The sequence below is a fragment of the Arthrobacter ginsengisoli genome (assembly GCF_031456935.1).
In the GTDB taxonomy this organism is placed as follows: Bacteria; Actinomycetota; Actinomycetes; order Actinomycetales; family Micrococcaceae; genus Arthrobacter; species Arthrobacter ginsengisoli.
Window position 1 is genome coordinate 1 of the sequence record NZ_JAVDVQ010000007.1, and the last position, 18,752, is coordinate 18,752.

Genomic DNA, 18,752 nt, shown 5'->3' on the forward strand with positions numbered 1-18,752 from the left:
GTGCGTGAAACGCTATCTCGCCCGACGGATCTACCGGATACTCAACGCCGCAAACCCGGCGCCCTGCCACGCTTGACAACCATAGAAGGATCCCCTACGTGTCGATCGACAGATGCCCACCTCAACCGCACTGTAACGATTATCGCCGCCGGAGGCGCGAGTCCCTCAGGAGGCTGGGGCGCCGTCGATGGTCAGGATAGTTCCGTTGGTATAACCGGACCGCGGGGAAGCCAGGAACGCCACTGCACTGGCGATTTCCGCCGGGGTTGCGGATCGTCCGCAGGGCAGGGCAGCGTTAAGCTCCATCCATCTGTTCTCGTCGCCGAGTTCTGCTGTGGCTCTGGCCCTGAGCAACATCTCGTTCCGGGGTGTGGAAACCGGCCCGGGATTGATCCCGACGATACGCATCCGATCCAGGGCGGCCGACTTTCCCAGTGCCCGGGTGAAAGCCATGAGCGCGGCGTTGCCGGTGGCGCCGGCGATATAGTCCGGTCTGAAAGTTTCGCCGCCAGCGCCGATGATGTTGACGATCACTCCCTGCCTGGCCTTGAGGTTCGCATACAGCGAGCGGACCAGACCGATATAGCCAAAGACCTTGAGGTCCCAGGCATCCTTCCACTGGCGGTCCTCAATATCCTGGATCGTGCCAGGCGGAATGGCTCCAGCGTTGTTCACCAGCACGTCAATGTCACCAACACTTGAACTCACTCGCTCCACGCCGGCCGCCGAGGACAAGTCCGCAGCCACGACTCCCACCGAGACGCCGTGTCGCGAGCGGATGGTGCCGGCAAGGTCATTCAAGCGCTGGCCGTCGCGGCTGACCAGGATGAGGTTGCAGCCCTCCTCCGCCAGAACCAATGCCGTTTCCCGTCCGATGCCTTGTGAGGCGCCGGTGATCAGTACTGTTTTTCCCTGCAGACGTAAATCCATGCTGTCTTTTCTTCCTCGGGGGGTCGCGGCGGTCGTGGGACTGGCCTGCAGCCGCGCCGGCTGTCGGGACGCCTGGAACGGTCAGGCTTCCGGCGTGAGTCCCCGCTCTGCCATGACCTCTTTGACCAGGGTCAGGGCGTTGAGCACGCGGGGGAACCCGATGTAGGGGATGCACTGGATCAGGGCGCCGACGATTTTTTCCTTGGTCAGGCCCACGGTGAAGCCGGTGTTGATGTGCAGCTTCAGCTGGGGCTCGGTGCCCAGGGCGACGAGCGTGGAGATGGTCACCATGGTCTGTTCCTGCTGGGTCAGGGCCGTGCGGGAGTAAATGTCGCCGAAGGCGAAGGAGACGATGTAGTCGGCAAGGTCCGGATCCAGGGACTTGTATGACTCGACCAGCTTGGCGTGGTCAAAGGTGTTGGCGTGGTCGGGGGAGACGAGTTCCATCATGCGGTCGAGGCCGCGCTGATAGCGATCTGTAGTCATCTGGGTATACCTCTTCATATCGGAAACAGCGCCTCACGGGGTTTTGCGAAACGCTACGTTGCGTTACAATTTTAGCACCGGCCGGTAGCAAGCGAAAGGCACTCGCAATGAATTCCTCAAAGGGCGACGGCGGGACACCCGCGGGCGTAGGAGCCGGACCAGACGCGGGAGCCGGGCATCAGCGGCGGCGTGCGCGGTCGGAGCAGGTAATCCTCGACGCCACACGGGATCTGCTGGGAGAGGCCGGGTTCGGCAGCCTCACGGTCGAAGGCGTCGCGGCCCGGGCCGGAGTAGCGAAGACAACGATCTACCGCCGGTACCGGTCCAGGACCGACCTTGCCCTGGCTGTCCTGCTGGACATGGTCGACGACGTGAGCACCCGGCCGTATGTTGCGGAGACTGGCGCTGAGCTGACGAAACTGGTCGACCGGACCGTCGAACTCATGTGCACGTCCGTGATGGGCCGGATCATGCAAGGCCTGGTCTCGGAGGTCGCCGCCGATCCAGAGCTCGCCAGGGTCTACCGGGAACGGGTGGTGAGTAACCGGCTGGCCGACGTGAGCGCCCTGGTGGAACGCGGTATCTCCAGAGGCGAACTCAGGCCCGGGCTCGACCCCGAAATGGTCACCGACCTTCTGCTCGGCCCCATCTACTACCGCTTCTTCCTCAGCGGTTCCCCCATGGACAGCGGTTTCGGCGAACGCCTCGTCAGCACCCTGCTTCCTTCGTTCACTGAATAGGACACCTGGGCGGACGATGGTTCGGAATTCCACGGTTTGGTGAAAATGAGCAGTCGCCCGCACCCCCTCAGGAGGGCTGCGGGCGATTGCATGAGGTCTCCGTTCAGCAGCCGGCTCAGCCCGCGTGCGCGGCGGTGAGCCTTTCTGCTTCCTGCTCGGCCTTCATGACGGCAACCCGTGGACCGCCGAGCAATTCTGTCGGAGTCTTCGACGTCTCGGGCATGCCTATCACCGCAATAGCAGCGATTCCGGAGGCAACTGCGCCAAAGACCGCCACCGGGACCCAGCCCATCGGACCGGTGCCAAGGAGTATCGCAGCGACCATCGGAGCGAAGCCGGCAACGAGGTTGCCCAGCTGGTTGCTGACGGCCATGCCCGTGAACCGGACCGGTGCCGGGAACTGCTCGGCGAAAAACGACGTCCACACACCGTTGTAGCAGCTGAAGAACAAGCTCATGTTGACGAAGGCGAAGACCGCGATCAGGAGGACGTCCGTCGTCGAGATCGCCCAAAGGTACCCGACCAGCGTGAGCGCGCAGCCGACCGAGGAGATCAGCATCGTCGGCTTCCTGCCGATGACATCGGAGAGGTAGCCGGCGGCGGGGATGGTGACAATCGACAACGCTATGGCTCCAGAGATGACGGCGAGCATTGCACTCCGGTCAACACCGACCGACGTTGCGTACGAAAGGCTGAACACCGCGAACAAGGTTTGCATCGCTGCCATTAGTGAAGCTCCGGCGACACGGATCACACTGCGCCAGTGGTACTTGAACACGTCGTTCAACGGCAGCTTGCGGACCGCGCTTCCTTCCTTCGCCTCGGCAAACACCGGGGTTTCGTCCAGGTGGCTACGCACGTAGTACGTGATGACGACGACGACGGCGCTGAGCCAGAACGGAACCCGCCAGCCCCAGCTGTAGAGGTGCTCGGCGGGCAGGAGCGCCACCGGCAGGAACACGATGGTCGCCAGCGAGCAGCCGACGGCGTAGCCGACCATAACGAAACTGGTGAAGAATCCCCGGCGCCCGACCGGGGAATGTTCAACGGTCAACGTCGAGGCTCCGGCCGATTCGGCCCCGGCCGAGAATCCCTGAACGACGCGCAGGACCACCAGCAGGGCAGGGGCCAACAGGCCCACCTGGTCGTAAGTGGGCAGACACCCGATGGCGAAGGATGCGACGCCCATCATGATGACGGTGGCGAGCATGACGCGTTTACGCCCGAGCCGGTCCCCGAAATGTCCCATCACCACCGCGCCGACAGGCCGCGCCACGTAACCCACCGCGAAGGTGGCGAACGATGCGATCAGTGCGACGGTCGGGTCGCCGCTTGGAAAGAACAGGACGTTGAAGACGAGCGCGGCTGCGGCGCCGTAGACGAAAAAGTCGTAGTACTCGAGCGCACTGCCGAGGAGCGCGGCTATAGCCGCACGCCGGGGTGTCATCACCGGCCGTGGGTATAGTGTCTTTGTCATGTGTTTCTCCCTTGAAACAGAACGGTTTGGGGAACTGCCGGCCAGAATGGCCTCGTGCGTTTGCGCCTGGCGTTCGACGCAGGCGTCGTTACGCGGTGTTTGGTGCGGCAGCGGCTCTGATGCAACCGCCGCGCTGTGCCTACTTCAACGATAGGGCTGTGGCGCAGCTCACATGTGTTCCACTATGGAACACAGGCGGCATCCAGGCTTCCCTGCAACCGATGGCCATTAACGACAAAGCACGGCCACCCGTAGAGTGGCCGTGCCGAAATCGGAGCGGGTCAGGAGAAGGCTGAGATGCCTGTGATTTCACGTCCCAGGATCAGTGACTGGATGGAGTCGGTACCTTCATAGGTGTGGACCACCTCCATATCGGTCAGGTGGCGCGCTACATGGTGCTCCAGCAGGATTCCGTTCCCGCCGAACATGTCCCGGGCATCCCGGCAGAGTGTCCGTGCCTTGTCGCCGGTGAACATCTTGGCCAGCGAAGCCTGTTCGTTGCTTAGCTGGCCCTTGTCCTGGAGTGCCGCGGTGCGGAAGCAGATCAGCTGCATCGCGGTGAGGTCCGCGAGCATGTTGGCGAGCTTGTTCTGCACGAGCTGGTAGCTGGCAATCGGGTGGCCGAATTGGACACGTTCGCGGGCATATTTGACGGCCAGCTCGTAGGCGGCCGTGGCGTGGCCAAGCGACTCCCAGGCCACAGTGCTGCGGGTGGTGTTGAGGACCGCTCCGACGTCGCGGAATGACTTCGACGTGGCCAGCAGGTTTTCCGCGGGGATCCGCAGGCCGTCGATCTCGATCTGTGCCTGCTGGATGGCCCGCTTTGCCATCTTCCCCGTGATGGCCTCGGCCTGGTAGCCGGCGGGGTAGCTGCCGTCGTCGTTCTTTTCCAGGACAAACGCCTTCACCTTCTGATCGGCAGTGTCCCGGGCCCAGATGATGACGAGGTCCGCCACGTGGCCCAGCCCGATCCAGCGTTTGGATCCGTTGATCACGTAGTGGTCACCGTCCAGCCGCGCCGAAGTTTCCAGGGCCACAGAGTCGGAGCCGTGCTCCGGTTCGGTCAGTGCGAACGCGCCCAGTTTTTCCAGTTTCGCCATCGCCGGCAGCCAGCGCTGCTTCTGCTCGTCGCTGCCGAGCAGGTTGATGCTGCCCATCGCCAGCCCGGAATGGACCGCGTTGAACGTGTTGATGCTGCCGTCACCCCGGGAGAGTTCCATCGCGACAAGGCCGGTCTGCAGCCGGGTCAGGCCCGGGCAGCCGTAGCCCTGGATCGCCGTGCCGATGATCCCCAGCTCTGCGAACTTCGGTACGAGCTGATACGGAAAGTCCGCTTTCTCCCAGTATTCGTTGATGATGGGGGTGACGTCCTGCTCGACGAAGCCGCGGACCCTGGCGATCAGGGCCCGGTCGGTGTCATTGAGGTAGTCGTCCAGGACATAGAAGTCGGAATTGACGGACAGGTCCGTTGCGGTGGTCATCAGTGCTCCTCGGGGAATTGAGTGGGAGTGCCGGCAAGGGCACCGGCCAAAACGTGTTCGTCGTCGGCGAGCCAGGCCCGCACCAGCTCTGCGCCGCTGTCCAGATCGGGTGGTGTGAGGTCGTAGCTCACGGGGGTCTTGGACAGCCGGATGGGGTTGCGGACGCCGGGTTGGGCATTTTCTCCATGCCCAACCGTCACGACGGGTTCCAGGCCGATCCGCTCGGCGAATTCGATCCCCGCCCGCAGGTCCTGGATCGGTGCGCACGGCAGCTTCGCTTCGGTGAGGATGTCGAACCACTCGGCGGCGGTCCGGGTCGAGAGGCACTCCACCAGCAGCGGCCGCAGTTCCGTGCGGTTGGCGCTGCGCAACGGCGCTTTCTCGAAACGGGGGTCCGTGGCCAGCTCCGGCCGGCCGATCGTGGCGCAAAAAGTGCGGAATTGGGAGTCGTTGCCGATCGCAATGACAATTCGTCCGTCGCCGGTGTCGAAAGGCTCATAGGGGTAGATGCTCGGGTGTTCGTTGCCCATCCTGCTCGGAACAGCGCCCCCCAGCACCACAGCCGCCGTCTGGTTCACCATGCCGGAGAGTGCGGAGGACATCAGGTTCATTTCCACGAGCTGGCCTTCCCCGATGCGGTCCCGGTGCCGCAATGCGGCGAGGATGCCGATGCAGGCGTGGAGGCCGGTGATGACGTCGAACACTGCAACGCCGGCGCGGAACGGCTCGGTGTCCGGCGCCCCGGTGAGGTCCATCAGTCCGGACAGCGCCTGGATCAGCAGGTCATAGCCGGGCAGCTGGGCCCCGCCGGCGGTTCCGAAGCCCGTGATCGAGGCGTAGACGACGTCCGAGTTGGTGGCCGAGACGGTGTCGTAGTCCAGTCCGTAGCGCACCAGGTCGCCCGGCTTGAAATTTTCGACGACGACGTCGGCCCGCTCGGCAATGCGTTGGGCCGTCCTGCGGTCGTCGGGATCGCGGAGATCGAGCTTGATTGAGGTCTTATTGCGGTTGATCGAGAGGAAGTACGTCGAGTCATTTCCGCGGACGGGCGGACGCCATGCCCGGGTCTCGTCCCCGGCCGGGCTCTCGATCTTGATCACGGTCGCCCCGAGATCGGCCAGCAGCATGGTGCAGTACGGTCCGGCCAGCACCCTGCCGAAATCGGCGATCACGATGCCGCTGAGTGGGCCACCTGAACTGCGGCCGAAGGCCGACGTCTCAGCGGTGGGGGAGTGTTGGCTGTCCATCAATGGGCTCCTCGCATAGTGTTCTTCATCCACCATGACGGACAGCATTGCTATCCGTCCAATACTTATTGATGGCCGTTTTGTTGCATCTGGTGCAATAATCGGTGGAATGGAGATCCAACAAATCCGCGCCTTCCTGGCTGTGGCGGAAGAACTACACTTCGGCCGCGCCGCAGAGAAGCTGCACATGGCGCAGCCCCCGGTCAGCCGCAGCATCCAGCAGCTGGAACGTGAGCTGGGAACCCGGCTTTTCGACCGCAGCACGCGCAGCGTCAAGCTGACGGGCGCCGGAGAAGCGTTCATTGGACCAGCAACGGAGATCATCGACGCCACGCGCCGGGCGAGCATCGCGGTCCATGCCGCGGACAAGGGAGAAGTCGGGCGCGTCCGCGTGGCCTATGCGGGCGCTTCCACCCACACCCTGGTGGGGCGGCTCGCCCGGGAGGTCCGGCGCGACCACCCGGGCATCCAGATCGAGCTCTTCAGCCAGAACTTTGCGCAACCTGCCATGGACCGGGTTCTGAGCGGCGACGTGGACATCGCTCTGGGGCGCTGGGACTACATTGCGGCCGGGATCGAAACGCGGCTGCTGGTGGCGGAGGATCTTGTTGTGGCCGTGCCCGCAAGCCACCGCCTGGCCGACGCCGGCGAGGTCCGGATGGCTGACTTCCAGGGCGACACCTTCGTATCGTTGCCGCCGCATGCGGGGGCCGTGTTGAACGACCGGCTTCGCCGGCTGACGCACGCCGCCGGGTTCGAGCTCGAAATTGTCCAGATCGTCCCGGATTCCTGGACGGCTCTCTCGCTGGTAGCGGCAGAGGTGGGCTGCACGCTCACGCTGTCCTCGGTGGCGGAGGCGGTCACGGATCCACATGTGCGTTTCGTGAAGCTTCTGGACGAGACAATTCCGGTGGAACTGCGGATGGCCTGGCGTCGGGACCACACCAGCCCTGCCTTGCGTGCGGTCCTGGAGTTAGCGGAGCGGATCCTGCCCCGCGCCGAATGACCGCGCCCCGTGACGGCGCAGCACACCCGATGAGGGGTCAGGACACCAGGGTCTCCGGTGTTTCGATCCCCAGCGTACGGAGTTTCCGGTAAAGAGTGGTTCGGCCCATCCCCAGGGATTCCGCGGCGACCGAACGGTTCCCTCCGCTTTGTTCGAGGGCGGCCACGATTGCGTCTCGCTCGAGCGATTCCAGTTTGGACAGCTGGCGCCTGCTGCTGTCCCTGAGATGTTCCGGGAGGTCATCGGCTTGCAGCACTCGACCTGGATGCGTCCGCGCCAGTGACTCGAGGGTGGCGCGCAGTTCCGCGACATTGCCTGGCCAGCGCCAACGCATGAGTCCCTGTAGCGCCACTGCGGAGAGCGTGGATCTGTCAGCAGGTTCGGCCGCATCCAGAAAATATGCTGCCAGCAAGGGGATGCGTTCCTTGGTGGCCGAGAGGGCCGGCACATTGACACGCGCGGCGATTTGGGACACCACCTCGGACACAAAGTCCGGGCATGCGTCCGGATTCATAGTGAGAACCAGGCGGGCCGGGGACGAGACCACCGTGCGGTCCGCCGGCGGGCTGGACGGCTGCTGCCGCACGGCCGAATCCAGGGCCTTGAGCCTGTTCAGCTCGCTCCGGGGCAGATCCTCAAGATGCCGCAGGACAACGCTTCGGCCTTCCGCGACGGCCTCGCGCGAGTCAGCGAACCAGGTGGCATCACCTTCCCCGGAGAAGAGGCAGGCATCAAGGATCAGTGGATTCGGCCCGGAGTCTTTCCCATTGAGCCAGGCCAGCGTGTGGTGGAGCTTGCCGGAGCCGCCCTGCCCGCAAACGGCAATTGCCCCTGGTCCCTGACTTGCCCGGTCAAAGGCATTCCGCACCACGTGCGGAAACGCTGCTCCCACGCCCGATGAATCGGCGTCGGGCACCCCGGCCTCGGCCTTCCGCGGAGTGTTTGCGGCATCCGGAATGCGGGAGAGCTCCAGGGCGAAGGCAGAGCTACCACCGGAATCGTCAATGCGCTGGACGATGGCATCCACATTCAGGGACGGAATCTCAATGGTTTGTTTGGCGCCGGTCCACTCAAGACCACGCAATTGTTCCCACAGCGTCGTGTGCAGTTCGCTGCTCATGACGGCAAGGCCGGAGACGTTCGTCATCACCGCCTGGGCGTCCAGCATGATCACCGGAGCCTTCGAGGAGCTCAGACGCAGTTGCGACATCCCCAAGGCGAGCCCCGATGCGCTGCCGAGGTCGAGCAGTCGCCGTTCGATCTGGCCGCCGGCTTCCCGGGCCATGGCCAGCATGAGCGGGTTGTCCAGGCCGGTGTCACAGGCGAAGGAAATGGACCCGATCACCCTTCGTGTGACGGGGTGCGTAATCGGCGCCCCGGCACAGGTCAAGGCTGCAAGGACGTCATTGAAATGCTCGGCACCCCGGACAAACACCGCCTGGCGACCTTCGATGGGGGTGCCGAGCCCGTTCGTCCCGACCGAACGTTCCGAGAAACTGAATCCTTCGGCGGCATAGGATTCGTCGAAGCGGCTGCCGTGGGCCTTGTCGCCCAGCCTGCGGGCGATAATCTGGCCGGACTGGTCGCTGAGGAACAGGGATATGCCCATCCCGTTGAGGCTTTCCAACCAGTGGTCCATCACGCTCTTGGCCGCGCGGATGAGGATTCCGTCCGGATCGAAATCATTGACGAACAGGAACGCCTCGGGCCTTGCCGAAGCTTCTACCCCTACGGAGCGGCGCCAGCTGTACTCGATTTCCTGGGAGACGATTTCCGACAGCTGTGTTCCCTCGCGGAGGCCCCGGCGGATGAGATGTTCCCGGGCGGCGCGAAGGGCGTCGTCGGGCACGTTCCGGTTATGCATGGCTGGTCAGCCCTGGGCTCCGACTGCCGCGCGGAGGACAACGCGTCCGGGGACGCCGCCGTGCGTCAGCTTATCCAGGCTCTCGCCGACGGATTCGGCGGAGAGCTCGGCGTCGATGATGGGGATGTGGGGAATGGCGTCCTGCTTGGCCAGGGCAATGAGCTGGTTCAGCTCCTCCGGGGTCCCCACGAAGCTGCCTTGGATGGTGAGCATCTTGAGGGCCATGAGGGCGGTGGGTACCGTAAGCTCGCCGCCGAACAGTCCGACCTGGACCAGCTTTCCACCCTTGCGCAGGGAGTTGAAGGCCACGGGGGCCGTCTGGCTGTTGTTCACGAAGTCAATGACGCCCGCCACCGGGCCGCCGCCGGCGTCGATGATCTTTGCGGTGAGGCCCTGATCCGTGGAGCTGACGGTAGACGTTGCGCCAACCTTGCGCGCGAGCTCCAGGTTCCGCTCGGAGATGTCGACGGCGCAAATCGACTTATGCCCCAGCGCGCTCAGTGTTGCGATGGCGGTGAGCCCCACTCCGCCGGCGCCGATCACCACGACAGGCTCGTCGTGTCCCAGCGGAAGGACCTTGTTCACGGCGCTGAATGCGGTCAGCCCCGAGCATGCCAGCGTGGCCGCCCAGCTGAGGTCCAGTCCCTCGACGTCGACCAGGTACTTTTCGTCCCGCACCAGGATCTGCTCGGCGTAGCCTCCATGCTCCGCGACTCCGAGGTTGCGCCCGTTGGCGCAGACGTTGTCGCGGCCGGCGAGGCAGTCCCGGCATTTGCCGCAGCCGATCCACGGGTAGACCAGCCTGACGTCGCCGGGTTTGACCCCGTGCACACGGTCCCCGATTTTCTCGACGACGCCGACGACTTCGTGCCCCATGACCAGCGGATACGTGACGCCGCGGTCCACCAGCTTCAGGGCCCCCCGGCTGCCCAGATCGTAGGAACCCTCCCGCAGGTGGGTGTCCGTGTGGCACACGCCGGAACGGATGACCCTCAGGAGGACTTCGGTTCCTGTCGGCACCGGATCCGGCAGCTCGATGTCCCGGATCTCGTGGCTGTCTTGGAAAACGGCAAAAGCGTGCATGGTGAACCTCGCATCGTTGCGCAGACTGTATTCATTCAAGAATGACACCGGAGCAAATAAGTATCCAATACTAAATCACCGCTCCTTTGATGCACTCAGGGCAACAATCGGCGGCGCGGCGGATTCCCGTTACCGCCGGTTTGTTCCACATCGGCACACAAGGCGGTGATCCGCGTCACGCAGGATTGTGCCAGCCCCTCTGGGGTTCGTCACGCCGGGAGAACCGCGCGGACATTTCGCATTCAAAGGAGAATGACCATGGCAGGACGCATGTCGGGCAAAGTTGCAATCGTCACCGGCGGAGCCCAGGGCATGGGCAGGTCGCACGCCCTGCTCCTCGCCGCCGAGGGGGCCAAGGTAGTGGTCACCGATGTCAGGGAAGCTGCAGGGAAAGCCGTTGCCGAGGAGATCAGCGACGCCGGTGGTTCCGCACGCTTCATCACGCATGATGTCACCCAGTCGGCTGACTGGCAGCGAGTGCTGGAAGAAACCGTCAATGAGTTCGGCAAGCTGGACGTCCTCGTCAACAATGCCGGGATCCTCATCCTCAAGCCCCTCGACGAAACAGCCGAAGAGGAGTGGGACCGGACCATGGAAATCAACGCCAAGGGAACCTTCCTGGGCTGCAAGCTGGCGGCTCCGGCGCTTCAGGCGGCCGGTGGCGGCTCCATTGTGAACATCTCCTCCATCTACGGACTCATTGGAGCGCCCAGTGCGGCGGCCTATCAGGCCTCCAAGGGCGCAGTGCGCCTGCTCTCCAAGGCTGCGGCCGTTGACCTGGCCAAGTTCGGCATCCGGGTCAATTCCGTGCACCCTGGTGTCACGAGTCGTCATTCGTCAACGGAGCGGAACTCGTGGTCGACGGCTGCTACACCACGCAGTAACCCCGGGTTGGTCCTGTCCCGGCTCAGTGTTTCAAAGTGGAACACTGAGCCGGCACAAATGTGATCCACGCTATATCTAGCAGCAAATCGCACCAAGATTCCGATCCACTTCACCTCGGGGCCACTCCCGGGATGCTTTCCATACGAAGGAGCATGAGATGTCAATCTCAATCGACGCAGAAGCCACTGGAACAGTTCAGGCAACCGATCCCGTCCGTGACCTGTACGCGGACTGGTCCGAAATCATGGCGACCACTCCGGATCTGACCATGCGGCTTTTCCGCAGCATCTTCGACGAGTGGCACCAGCCCACCCGGGAACCCGAAGCAGTCAGCTACAAGGAAGACGTCGTCGGTGGCGTCCCCGGCATCTGGGCCTTCCCCGAAGGCGCCGACCGCGCCAAAGTTCTGCTCTACACCCACGGCGGCGGCTTCGCCGTCGGCTCGGCATCAAGCCACCGCAAGCTTGCCGGGCACGTTGCCAAGGCAGTCGGCGTCGTCACCTTTGTCCTTGACTACCGCCGGGCACCCGAGCACCCGCACCCCGCGCAGGTGGAAGACGGCGTAGCCGCCTTCAAGGCGCTGGTTGACAGCGGCATCCACCCGCACGACATCACGACCGTTGGCGACTCCGCCGGTGGCAACCTTGCAATCGCCATTGCCCTGGCGCTCAAGGAGCAGGGAGAGCCACAGCCCGGCCAGGTCATCGTCTTCTCGCCGTGGCTGGACATGGAGAACAAGGGCGAAACGCTGATCACCAACGACGCCACGGACGCACTGATCTCGGTGCCGCTGCTCGAGGGCATGATCGCCGGCGTGCTGGGGGACTCTGTCAGCCCGCAGAACCCGCTGGCCAACCCCCTCTACGCCGACTTCAGCGGGTTCCCCCGTCTGTACATCACCGCAGGCTCGGTTGAATCCCTCGTGGACAACGCCACCCGCCTGAACGCCCTGGCCGAAGCGGCCGGCGTTGATGTCACCCTCTCCATCGCCGAAGGACAGCAGCACGTGTACCCGTTCTCGGCCGGCAACTCCGAGCCCGCCGACGCCGAACTCGCACGCATCGCCGGCTGGTACAAGTACTAAACCCCGGCCACCCCACAACACACGACCTGAAATACGAAGGAGTATTCATCATGGCTGAAGACCACGGGCACACTGCCCCCGCCACCTCACCCGCCGAACTCGACGCCGTCGTCGTTGGCGCCGGATTTGGCGGCATCTACATGCTGCACAAGCTGCGCAACGAACTCGGTCTCAACGTCCGCGCCTTCGACCGCGCCGGTGGCGTCGGCGGCACCTGGTACTGGAACCGCTACCCGGGCGCCCTGTCGGACACCGAGAGCTACCTCTACCGCTACTCGTTCGACGAGGAACTCTTGAACGAATGGGACTGGACCCACAAGTACGTGACCCAGCCCGAAATCCTCAAGTACCTCGAACACGTCGTGGACCGCTACGACCTGCGCAAGGACATCCAGCTCAACACCGGAATCACGTCCGCCCGCTACGACGAGTCGACAAACCGCTGGATCATCGGCACGGACACCGGTGAAACCATCACGGCGAAGTACATCGTCAACGGACTCGGGCTGCTCTCAGCCACCAACGTCCCCAACATCCCGGGCGTCGACACGTTCGGCGGCGATATCTACCACTCCGGCGCCTGGCCGCAGGGTGTCGACCTGACCGGCAAGCGCGTCGGAGTCATGGGCACGGGGTCCACCGGCCTGCAGATCATCACCGCCATCGCACCCAAGGTGGGACACCTCACCGTCTTCCAGCGGTCGCCGCAGTACAGCGTGCCGGTCGGCAACACCACTGTCACGCCGGAGTACGTCGCCTCCGTCAAGAAGGACTACGGCAAGATATGGGAACAGGTCCGGGGTTCGGGTGTCGCTTTCGGGTTTGAGGAAAGCACCGTTCCGGCCATGAGCGTCTCCGAAACGGAGCGGCAGGCCGTCTTCCAGAAGGCGTGGGAAGAAGGCGGCGGGTTCCGCTTCATGTTCAACACCTTCGGTGACATCGCCATGGACCGGGACGCCAACGAAGCGGCCGCATCATTTGTCCGCGGCAAGATCGCCGAGATCGTCAAGGACCCGGAAACGGCCCGCAAGCTCACGCCGACCGACCTCTACGCCAAGCGCCCCCTGTGCGACAGCGGCTACTACGCCACGTTCAACCGGGACAACGTCGAATTGGTGTCGATCAAGGAGACTCCGATCGTCGAGCTGACGCCGAAGGGGATCAGGACGTCCGACGGCGTGGAGCACGAGATCGATGTGCTGATCTTCGCCACCGGCTTCGACGCCGTGGACGGCAACTACACGCGGATGGACATTCGCGGCCGCGGGGGCGAGACCATCCAGGAGCACTGGCAGGACGGACCCACGAGCTACCTCGGTGTCACCACCGCCGGGTTCCCGAATATGTTCATGATCCTCGGCCCCAACGGCCCCTTCACCAACCTGCCGCCGAGCATCGAGGCGCAGGTCGAGTGGATCTCCCGGCTGATCAAGGACGCCGAGTCCGGCGAGGTGGCCTCCGTGGAGCCGACAGCCGAAGCCGAAGAGGCCTGGACCCGGACCTGCCAGGAGATCGCCGACATGACGCTCTTCCCGAAGGCCGACTCTTGGATCTTCGGCGCCAACATCCCGGGCAAGAAGAAGACCGTGATGTTCTACCTCGGTGGCCTCGGCAACTACCGTAACAAGCTCGCCGAAGTCCGCGAGGCGGGTTACGAGGGCTTTGATCTGAAGGTCCTGGCTCCGGTGGAGTAGCCAGCGGTCTGCGCCAGCGACGGCGGCTGCCACACCTTGGGGGGTGTGGCGGTCGCCGTTCGGCGTTGGCGGCACTCCCGCCTGACGTTCACCCCTTCGCTTCGGCCGGGCGCGACGTCCTGAACTCCCGGGCCGCAAACCTTCCCGGACGCATTAACGCCAATGGCGGCCAGCGAAATCGCTGGTCGCCATTGGCTACCTGTCCGTCGTTTAGGAGTATTCGTAGAACCCCTTGCCGGACTTGCGTCCCAGCTCGCCACGAGCCACCATGTCGCGGAGAATCCGGGGCGGCGCGAACCGTTCGCCTAGCGTTTCATGCAGGTATTCGGCGATTCCGAGGCGGACGTCCAGCCCCACGATGTCTGTGGTGCGCAGCGGCCCGGACGCGTGCCGGTAGCCCAGTTCCATGGCGGCGTCGATGTCCTGGGCACTGGCCACGCCTCCTTCCAGCATTCGCATGGCCTCCAGGGCGATTGCGACGCCCAGGCGCGAACTGGCGAAACCCGGTGCGTCATTGACCACGATCGGGGTCTTGCCCAGTCCGCGCACCCAACTGGTGGCGGCGTCGGCGAGTTCCGGAGCGGACTGGGGGCCAAGGACAACTTCGACAAGTGTTGACGCAGGGACCGGGTTGAAGAAGTGCAGCCCGCAGAGCCGCTCGGGCCTGCCGAGAGTGGCGGCCAGCTCGGTGACGGACAGGGAGGAGGTGTTGGTGGCAATCCAGGCATCCGAGGCAATGTTGCGCTCCACGTTGAGCAACGCGGACTGCTTGAGTTTGAAGTCCTCCGGTACGGCTTCGACAACCAGACCCGCACCGCCGAAGTCGACGGCGTCGGTGGAAACAGCGAACCGGCTGAGAAGCGAGTCCAGATTCTCGGTGACGGCAGCCTTTTCGATGGCCTTAGCCAGCGTCGCGGTCACGCGGTCCAGGGCCGCTGCGGCGGCCGCGGCGTCACGTTCGACGACGGTCACCGCCGCTCCGGAGACAAGGAAGGCGTGGGCGATGCCGGCGCCCATCCGGCCTCCGCCGAGAACGCCTACCTTTGAGGGGACGGCCGCCGTTTCAGCCGCTGAAGGGGAGATGGTCATTTGGTGGCTCCTTTTTGTTTTTTTCGGTCCAAGAACGCCTGCATCCGCTCAAACTTTGCCTCTGACTCAAAGAGGATGCCCTGGGCAAGTTCGTCGATGGCTGGGTGGGCGGATCTTGGTGCATGGAGGACGCTCTTGGTGAGGCGGACAGCGAGGGGTTCCTGGGCTGCGATCCGGGCCGCGAGGGCGAAGGCTGCGGGGATCAGCTGGTCTGGTTCATGCAACTCCGTGACGAGCCGGACAGCCATCGCCTCTGCGGCGTCGAGCACTTTTCCGGTGAGCAGTATTTCCTTGGCGAGGGGCTCGCCCACGAGTTCCACGAGGCGCCAGCCTGCGCCGGCGGCAGCAAGGATGCCGAGGCCGGTTTCGGGGTTGCCGATCTTGATCCGCGGGGTGGCAATCCGGAAGTCCGCCGCGTAGGCCAGTTCCGCGCCGCCGCCGAGCGCGAAGCCATCAATGGCTGCGATCACTGGCATAGGCAGTTTGGAGATCCGCTGGAAGAGGCCGGAGTTGATGCCGGCCAACGCATCGTCGCGGCGGCGTTCCCGGAGCTGGGATATGTCCGCCCCGGACGCAAAGATGCCACCGGAGGGGAGTTCGGCCCCGGAAAGGATGAGGATTTTGGGATTGCGCTCCAAATCAGCGCACACGGTGTGCAACTCGTCCACCATGAGCTGGTCTATGGCGTTGCGCACTTCTGGCCTGTTGAGTTCGACGTGGACGGTCGCGCCGGCGTCGTGGATTTTAATCGTCTTCACTTGCCCACCCTTGCATCGCGGATTACTTCGAGTCCAATACCTAATGCGGGATCAATTATTGCGAAAATGAAATAGATGACGACGGTGCCGAACGGTCAGCTTCCGCCACCCGGGATTGATCCCGAATCATCATTGATCATGCCGGTAATAAGTATTGGACTGCATAGCCGGAAGCTGGGATCGTGATTGCAAAGACAAACCTTCAGAAAGAGTTCCGGATCATGAGCAACTACGCGACCATCAACCCGGCAACCGGAGAACGCGTTGCCGAGTTCCCGACCCTCACCGAAGACGAAGTGCAGGATGTACTCAAGCGCTCCTTCACGGAATACCGCAACTGGCGGTCGACCCCGCTGGCCGAAAGGGCTGCCGTCCTCACCCGCGTCGCCGAACTGCACCGCGAACGCTCCGAGGAACTCGCCGCCCTGCTGACCCTGGAAATGGGGAAGCCGATCGCAGAGGCCCGCGGTGAAGTTGCCCTCGTTGCCTCGATCTACGCTTACTACGCGGATAACGCCGAGCGCTTCCTCCGCGATGAACCGTTGGAGATCAGCGGACCCGGTTCGGCCCTCGTCCGCACGGAACCCATCGGGCCGCTGGTCGGAATCATGCCCTGGAACTTCCCCTACTACCAGGTGGCCCGCTTTGCCGCACCCAACATCGTGCTCGGCAACACCGTGATCCTCAAGCACTCACGCAACTGCCCGCAGTCCGCGCTGGCCATCGAAGCTGTCTTCCGTGATGCCGGGCTGCCGGCCGATGTCTACATCAATGCATTTGCCACCAGCGGCCAGATCGCGACCATGATTGCCGACCCGCGGGTTCAAGGTGTTTCCCTGACCGGATCGGAGAAGGCCGGATCCGCGGTCGGAGAAATTGCCGGACGCCACATGAAGAAGTACGTGCTCGAACTTGGTGGCTCGGACCCGTTCATCGTGCTGCCGGATGCAGATCTCGACAAGGCCGTGGCCGGCGCCGTGGCCGGCCGTATGTACAACGGCGGTCAGGCCTGCACGGCCTCCAAGCGCTTCATCATCGTCGGCGACATTTACGACGAGTTCCTTACCCGCTACACCGAAGCCATGACCAAGATCGCGCCCGGCGATCCGACCGATACGAAGACGACCTTCGGCCCGCTGTCATCCCAGGCTTCCGTCGAAGAAATCGCCGAGCTGGTCCAGGACGCCGTTTCCAAGGGCGCGACCGCCGTCAGCGGTGGGGGCGCCCCCAACGACTCCGGCGCTTACTACCCCGCGACAGTCCTGACCGGCGTCACGCCGGAGATGCGGGCCTACTCGGAGGAGATTTTCGGCCCCGCCGCGGTCGTCTACCGGGTGGACTCTCCCGAGGCTGCCGTGGATCTGGCCAACGATTCGCCGTTCGGCCTCTCAAGCTCGATATACAGCGCGGATGTTGCAGCCGCCCGGCAGCTCGCCGACCAGCTGGAAACCGGCATGGTGTGGATCAACAGCATCAGCCGCAGTGCCCCTGACCTGCCTTTTGGCGGCGTGAAGCGTTCCGGCGTCGGGCGTGAACTGGCGCAGTACGGGATCAACGAATTCTCCAACAAGAAGCTCATCCGGATCCCGGCAGTCTAGACCGGATGATTGGCGGGACCTGCCCTGGGGCGCGACGGGTTCCGTGAATGGATGTACTAGAAGATGAGGAAAGCATGAAGCAGGCTTTTGTTTACGATGCCGTCAGGACCCCGTTTGGGAAGTTCGGTGGCGGGCTCGCGGGGGTCCGTCCTGATGACCTCGCCGCGCATGTGATCGGCGCGGCCGTGAAGCGCGCTCCGAAGCTGGATGTCGAGCGGATCGACGAGGTGGTGTTCGGCAACGCCAACGGCGCCGGTGAGGAGAACCGGAACGTCGCCCGGATGGGCACGCTGCTGGCCGGTTTGCCGGTCTCGGTCCCGGGCACGACCGTCAACCGGCTCTGCGGGTCCTCGCTGGACGCGGCGATCATCGCGTCCCGGCAGATCAATACCGGCGACGCGGAGCTGATGCTGGTCGGCGGCGCCGAATCGATGTCCCGGGCGCCCTGGGTGCTGCCCAAGACCGAGAAGCCGTACCCGGCCGGTGACATGACCCTGGTCTCCACCACGCTGGGCTGGCGGCTGGTGAATGCGGCGATGCGCCCGGACTGGACCGTGTCGTTGGGTGAGGCGACCGAACGGCTGCGCGAGAAATACGGGATCAGCCGTCAGGCGCAGGATGAGTTCTCCGCGAACTCGCACAACCTGGCCGCCGCGGCCTGGGACGAGGGCTTCTATGACAACCTCGTGGCCCCGGTTCCCGGCACGGACCTGGTCCGCGACGAGGGCATCCGCGCCGGCTCCTCGGCGGAGAAGCTCGCCGGGCTCAAGACCGTGTTCCGGACCGAAAACGGCACGGTCACGGCCGGGAACGCGTCCCCGCTCTCCGACGGCGCCTCCGCGGCGTGGCTGGGATCCGAGAACGCCGCCGGGCTGCTCGGGATGGAACCGCTGGCGCGCATCGCCGGGCGCGGCGCGCACGCCAACGATCCGCAGTTCTTTGGCTACGCCCCGGTGGAGGCCGCGAACAAGGCCCTCGCCAAGGCCGGTATCGGCTGGGACCAGGTCGGCGCCGTCGAACTGAACGAGGCGTTCGCCGCGCAGTCGCTGGCCTGCATCAGCGCCTGGGGCATCGACCCGGCGATCGTGAACCGGCACGGCGGCGCGATTGCCATGGGCCACCCGCTGGGTGCCTCCGGCGCCCGCATCCTCGGCACCCTGGCCCGGTCCCTGCAGGCCTCCGGGCAGCGCTGGGGCGTCGCCGCGATCTGCATCGGCGTCGGCCAGGGCCTCGCCATCGTCCTCGAAAACGTCACGGCCGGCATTTCGGCAACCTAAACGAGGAGCCGCAGAGACCCGTCATCCACAAGGCTGACGGGTCTCTGCCTTCG

Annotated in this window: 16 protein-coding genes; 7 read left to right on the forward strand and 9 right to left on the reverse strand. The window is 64.4% G+C overall.

What is annotated here, in order from left to right; all coding sequences use genetic code 11:
- Positions 1 to 165: 165 nt before the first annotated feature.
- The gene (locus J2X01_RS09840; protein ID WP_310056351.1) at positions 166 to 930 is read right to left on the reverse strand and encodes a short-chain dehydrogenase/reductase; all 765 of its coding nucleotides are present in this window, start codon (positions 928 to 930) and stop codon (positions 166 to 168) included.
- Between the two features lie 81 nt (positions 931 to 1,011).
- Entirely contained in the window at positions 1,012 to 1,416 is a 405-nt protein-coding gene (locus tag J2X01_RS09845; RefSeq protein ID WP_310056353.1) for a carboxymuconolactone decarboxylase family protein, read from the reverse strand.
- A gap of 107 nt (positions 1,417 to 1,523) precedes the next feature.
- Here J2X01_RS09845 and J2X01_RS09850 point away from each other — a divergent pair, with 107 nt between their 5' ends.
- Positions 1,524 to 2,156, forward strand: a complete 633-nt coding sequence (locus J2X01_RS09850; RefSeq protein WP_310056355.1) for a TetR/AcrR family transcriptional regulator — start codon at positions 1,524 to 1,526, stop codon at positions 2,154 to 2,156.
- A gap of 115 nt (positions 2,157 to 2,271) precedes the next feature.
- On the opposite strand, the gene J2X01_RS09855 is transcribed toward J2X01_RS09850, so the two are convergent.
- The 3 genes from J2X01_RS09855 to J2X01_RS09865 all read right to left on the reverse strand — a co-directional run bounded on the left by J2X01_RS09855 (position 2,272) and on the right by J2X01_RS09865 (position 6,361).
- Complete coding sequence (locus tag J2X01_RS09855; RefSeq protein ID WP_310056358.1) at positions 2,272 to 3,633, reverse strand: MFS transporter; 1,362 nt, start codon at positions 3,631 to 3,633, stop codon at positions 2,272 to 2,274.
- A gap of 281 nt (positions 3,634 to 3,914) precedes the next feature.
- On the reverse strand, positions 3,915 to 5,114 hold the full coding sequence (locus tag J2X01_RS09860) for an acyl-CoA dehydrogenase family protein (protein WP_310056360.1): 1,200 nt from the start codon (positions 5,112 to 5,114) through the stop codon (positions 3,915 to 3,917).
- Entirely contained in the window at positions 5,114 to 6,361 is a 1,248-nt protein-coding gene (locus J2X01_RS09865) for a CaiB/BaiF CoA transferase family protein (protein WP_310056361.1), read from the reverse strand. Before J2X01_RS09865 ends, J2X01_RS09860 begins: the two co-directional genes overlap by 1 nt.
- 109 nt (positions 6,362 to 6,470) lie before the next feature.
- Here J2X01_RS09865 and J2X01_RS09870 point away from each other — a divergent pair, with 109 nt between their 5' ends.
- The gene (locus J2X01_RS09870; RefSeq protein WP_310056363.1) at positions 6,471 to 7,367 is read left to right on the forward strand and encodes a LysR family transcriptional regulator; all 897 of its coding nucleotides are present in this window, start codon (positions 6,471 to 6,473) and stop codon (positions 7,365 to 7,367) included.
- A 37-nt stretch (positions 7,368 to 7,404) separates the two neighbouring features.
- On the opposite strand, the gene J2X01_RS09875 is transcribed toward J2X01_RS09870, so the two are convergent.
- Positions 7,405 to 9,216, reverse strand: a complete 1,812-nt coding sequence (locus J2X01_RS09875) for a sigma-54-dependent Fis family transcriptional regulator (RefSeq protein ID WP_310056365.1) — start codon at positions 9,214 to 9,216, stop codon at positions 7,405 to 7,407.
- A gap of 21 nt (positions 9,217 to 9,237) precedes the next feature.
- Entirely contained in the window at positions 9,238 to 10,353 is a 1,116-nt protein-coding gene (locus J2X01_RS09880; RefSeq protein ID WP_310056367.1) for an alcohol dehydrogenase, read from the reverse strand.
- Between the two features lie 219 nt (positions 10,354 to 10,572).
- On the opposite strand from J2X01_RS09880, the gene J2X01_RS09885 reads away from it, so the two are divergent.
- From J2X01_RS09885 to J2X01_RS09895, 3 genes are all read left to right on the forward strand, one after another.
- Complete coding sequence (locus J2X01_RS09885; RefSeq protein ID WP_310056369.1) at positions 10,573 to 11,262, forward strand: SDR family NAD(P)-dependent oxidoreductase; 690 nt, start codon at positions 10,573 to 10,575, stop codon at positions 11,260 to 11,262.
- A gap of 94 nt (positions 11,263 to 11,356) precedes the next feature.
- Positions 11,357 to 12,283 carry an alpha/beta hydrolase gene (locus J2X01_RS09890; protein WP_310056371.1) on the forward strand — a complete coding sequence of 309 codons (927 nt, stop codon included), beginning with the start codon at positions 11,357 to 11,359 and terminating at the stop codon, positions 12,281 to 12,283.
- Positions 12,284 to 12,333: 50 nt separating this feature from the next.
- Positions 12,334 to 13,977, forward strand: coding sequence for a flavin-containing monooxygenase (locus J2X01_RS09895; RefSeq protein ID WP_310056373.1), 1,644 nt, complete (start codon positions 12,334 to 12,336; stop codon positions 13,975 to 13,977).
- Positions 13,978 to 14,187: 210 nt separating this feature from the next.
- On the opposite strand, the gene J2X01_RS09900 is transcribed toward J2X01_RS09895, so the two are convergent.
- Complete coding sequence (locus J2X01_RS09900) at positions 14,188 to 15,066, reverse strand: 3-hydroxyacyl-CoA dehydrogenase family protein (RefSeq protein WP_310056374.1); 879 nt, start codon at positions 15,064 to 15,066, stop codon at positions 14,188 to 14,190.
- Positions 15,063 to 15,824, reverse strand: a complete 762-nt coding sequence (locus J2X01_RS09905; RefSeq protein WP_310056376.1) for an enoyl-CoA hydratase/isomerase family protein — start codon at positions 15,822 to 15,824, stop codon at positions 15,063 to 15,065. Before J2X01_RS09905 ends, J2X01_RS09900 begins: the two co-directional genes overlap by 4 nt.
- Positions 15,825 to 16,006: 182 nt before the next feature.
- On the opposite strand from J2X01_RS09905, the gene J2X01_RS09910 reads away from it, so the two are divergent.
- Together J2X01_RS09910 and J2X01_RS09915 are read left to right on the forward strand one after the other, a co-directional pair.
- The gene (locus J2X01_RS09910) at positions 16,007 to 17,422 is read left to right on the forward strand and encodes an NAD-dependent succinate-semialdehyde dehydrogenase (protein WP_310056378.1); all 1,416 of its coding nucleotides are present in this window, start codon (positions 16,007 to 16,009) and stop codon (positions 17,420 to 17,422) included.
- Positions 17,423 to 17,496: 74 nt separating this feature from the next.
- Positions 17,497 to 18,699: a thiolase family protein gene (locus tag J2X01_RS09915; protein WP_310056381.1), complete on the forward strand. Its 1,203-nt coding sequence runs from the start codon at positions 17,497 to 17,499 to the stop codon at positions 18,697 to 18,699.
- Positions 18,700 to 18,752 lie beyond the last annotated feature (53 nt).

Excerpts from the sequence above, each read along its gene's own strand:
- J2X01_RS09860 (WP_310056360.1), bottom strand. The coding sequence starts at position 5,114 with ATGACCACCGCAACGGACCTGTCCGTCAATTCCGACTTCTATGTCCTG.
- J2X01_RS09895 (WP_310056373.1), top strand. The coding sequence starts at position 12,334 with ATGGCTGAAGACCACGGGCACACTGCCCCCGCCACCTCACCCGCCGAA.
- J2X01_RS09885 (WP_310056369.1), top strand. The coding sequence starts at position 10,573 with ATGGCAGGACGCATGTCGGGCAAAGTTGCAATCGTCACCGGCGGAGCC.
- J2X01_RS09840 (WP_310056351.1), bottom strand. The coding sequence starts at position 930 with ATGGATTTACGTCTGCAGGGAAAAACAGTACTGATCACCGGCGCCTCA.
- J2X01_RS09870 (WP_310056363.1), top strand. The coding sequence starts at position 6,471 with ATGGAGATCCAACAAATCCGCGCCTTCCTGGCTGTGGCGGAAGAACTA.
- J2X01_RS09915 (WP_310056381.1), top strand. The coding sequence starts at position 17,497 with ATGAAGCAGGCTTTTGTTTACGATGCCGTCAGGACCCCGTTTGGGAAG.
- J2X01_RS09890 (WP_310056371.1), top strand. The coding sequence starts at position 11,357 with ATGTCAATCTCAATCGACGCAGAAGCCACTGGAACAGTTCAGGCAACC.
- J2X01_RS09845 (WP_310056353.1), bottom strand. The coding sequence starts at position 1,416 with ATGACTACAGATCGCTATCAGCGCGGCCTCGACCGCATGATGGAACTC.
- J2X01_RS09855 (WP_310056358.1), bottom strand. The coding sequence starts at position 3,633 with ATGACAAAGACACTATACCCACGGCCGGTGATGACACCCCGGCGTGCG.
- J2X01_RS09900 (WP_310056374.1), bottom strand. The coding sequence starts at position 15,066 with ATGACCATCTCCCCTTCAGCGGCTGAAACGGCGGCCGTCCCCTCAAAG.
- J2X01_RS09850 (WP_310056355.1), top strand. The coding sequence starts at position 1,524 with ATGAATTCCTCAAAGGGCGACGGCGGGACACCCGCGGGCGTAGGAGCC.
- J2X01_RS09865 (WP_310056361.1), bottom strand. The coding sequence starts at position 6,361 with ATGGACAGCCAACACTCCCCCACCGCTGAGACGTCGGCCTTCGGCCGC.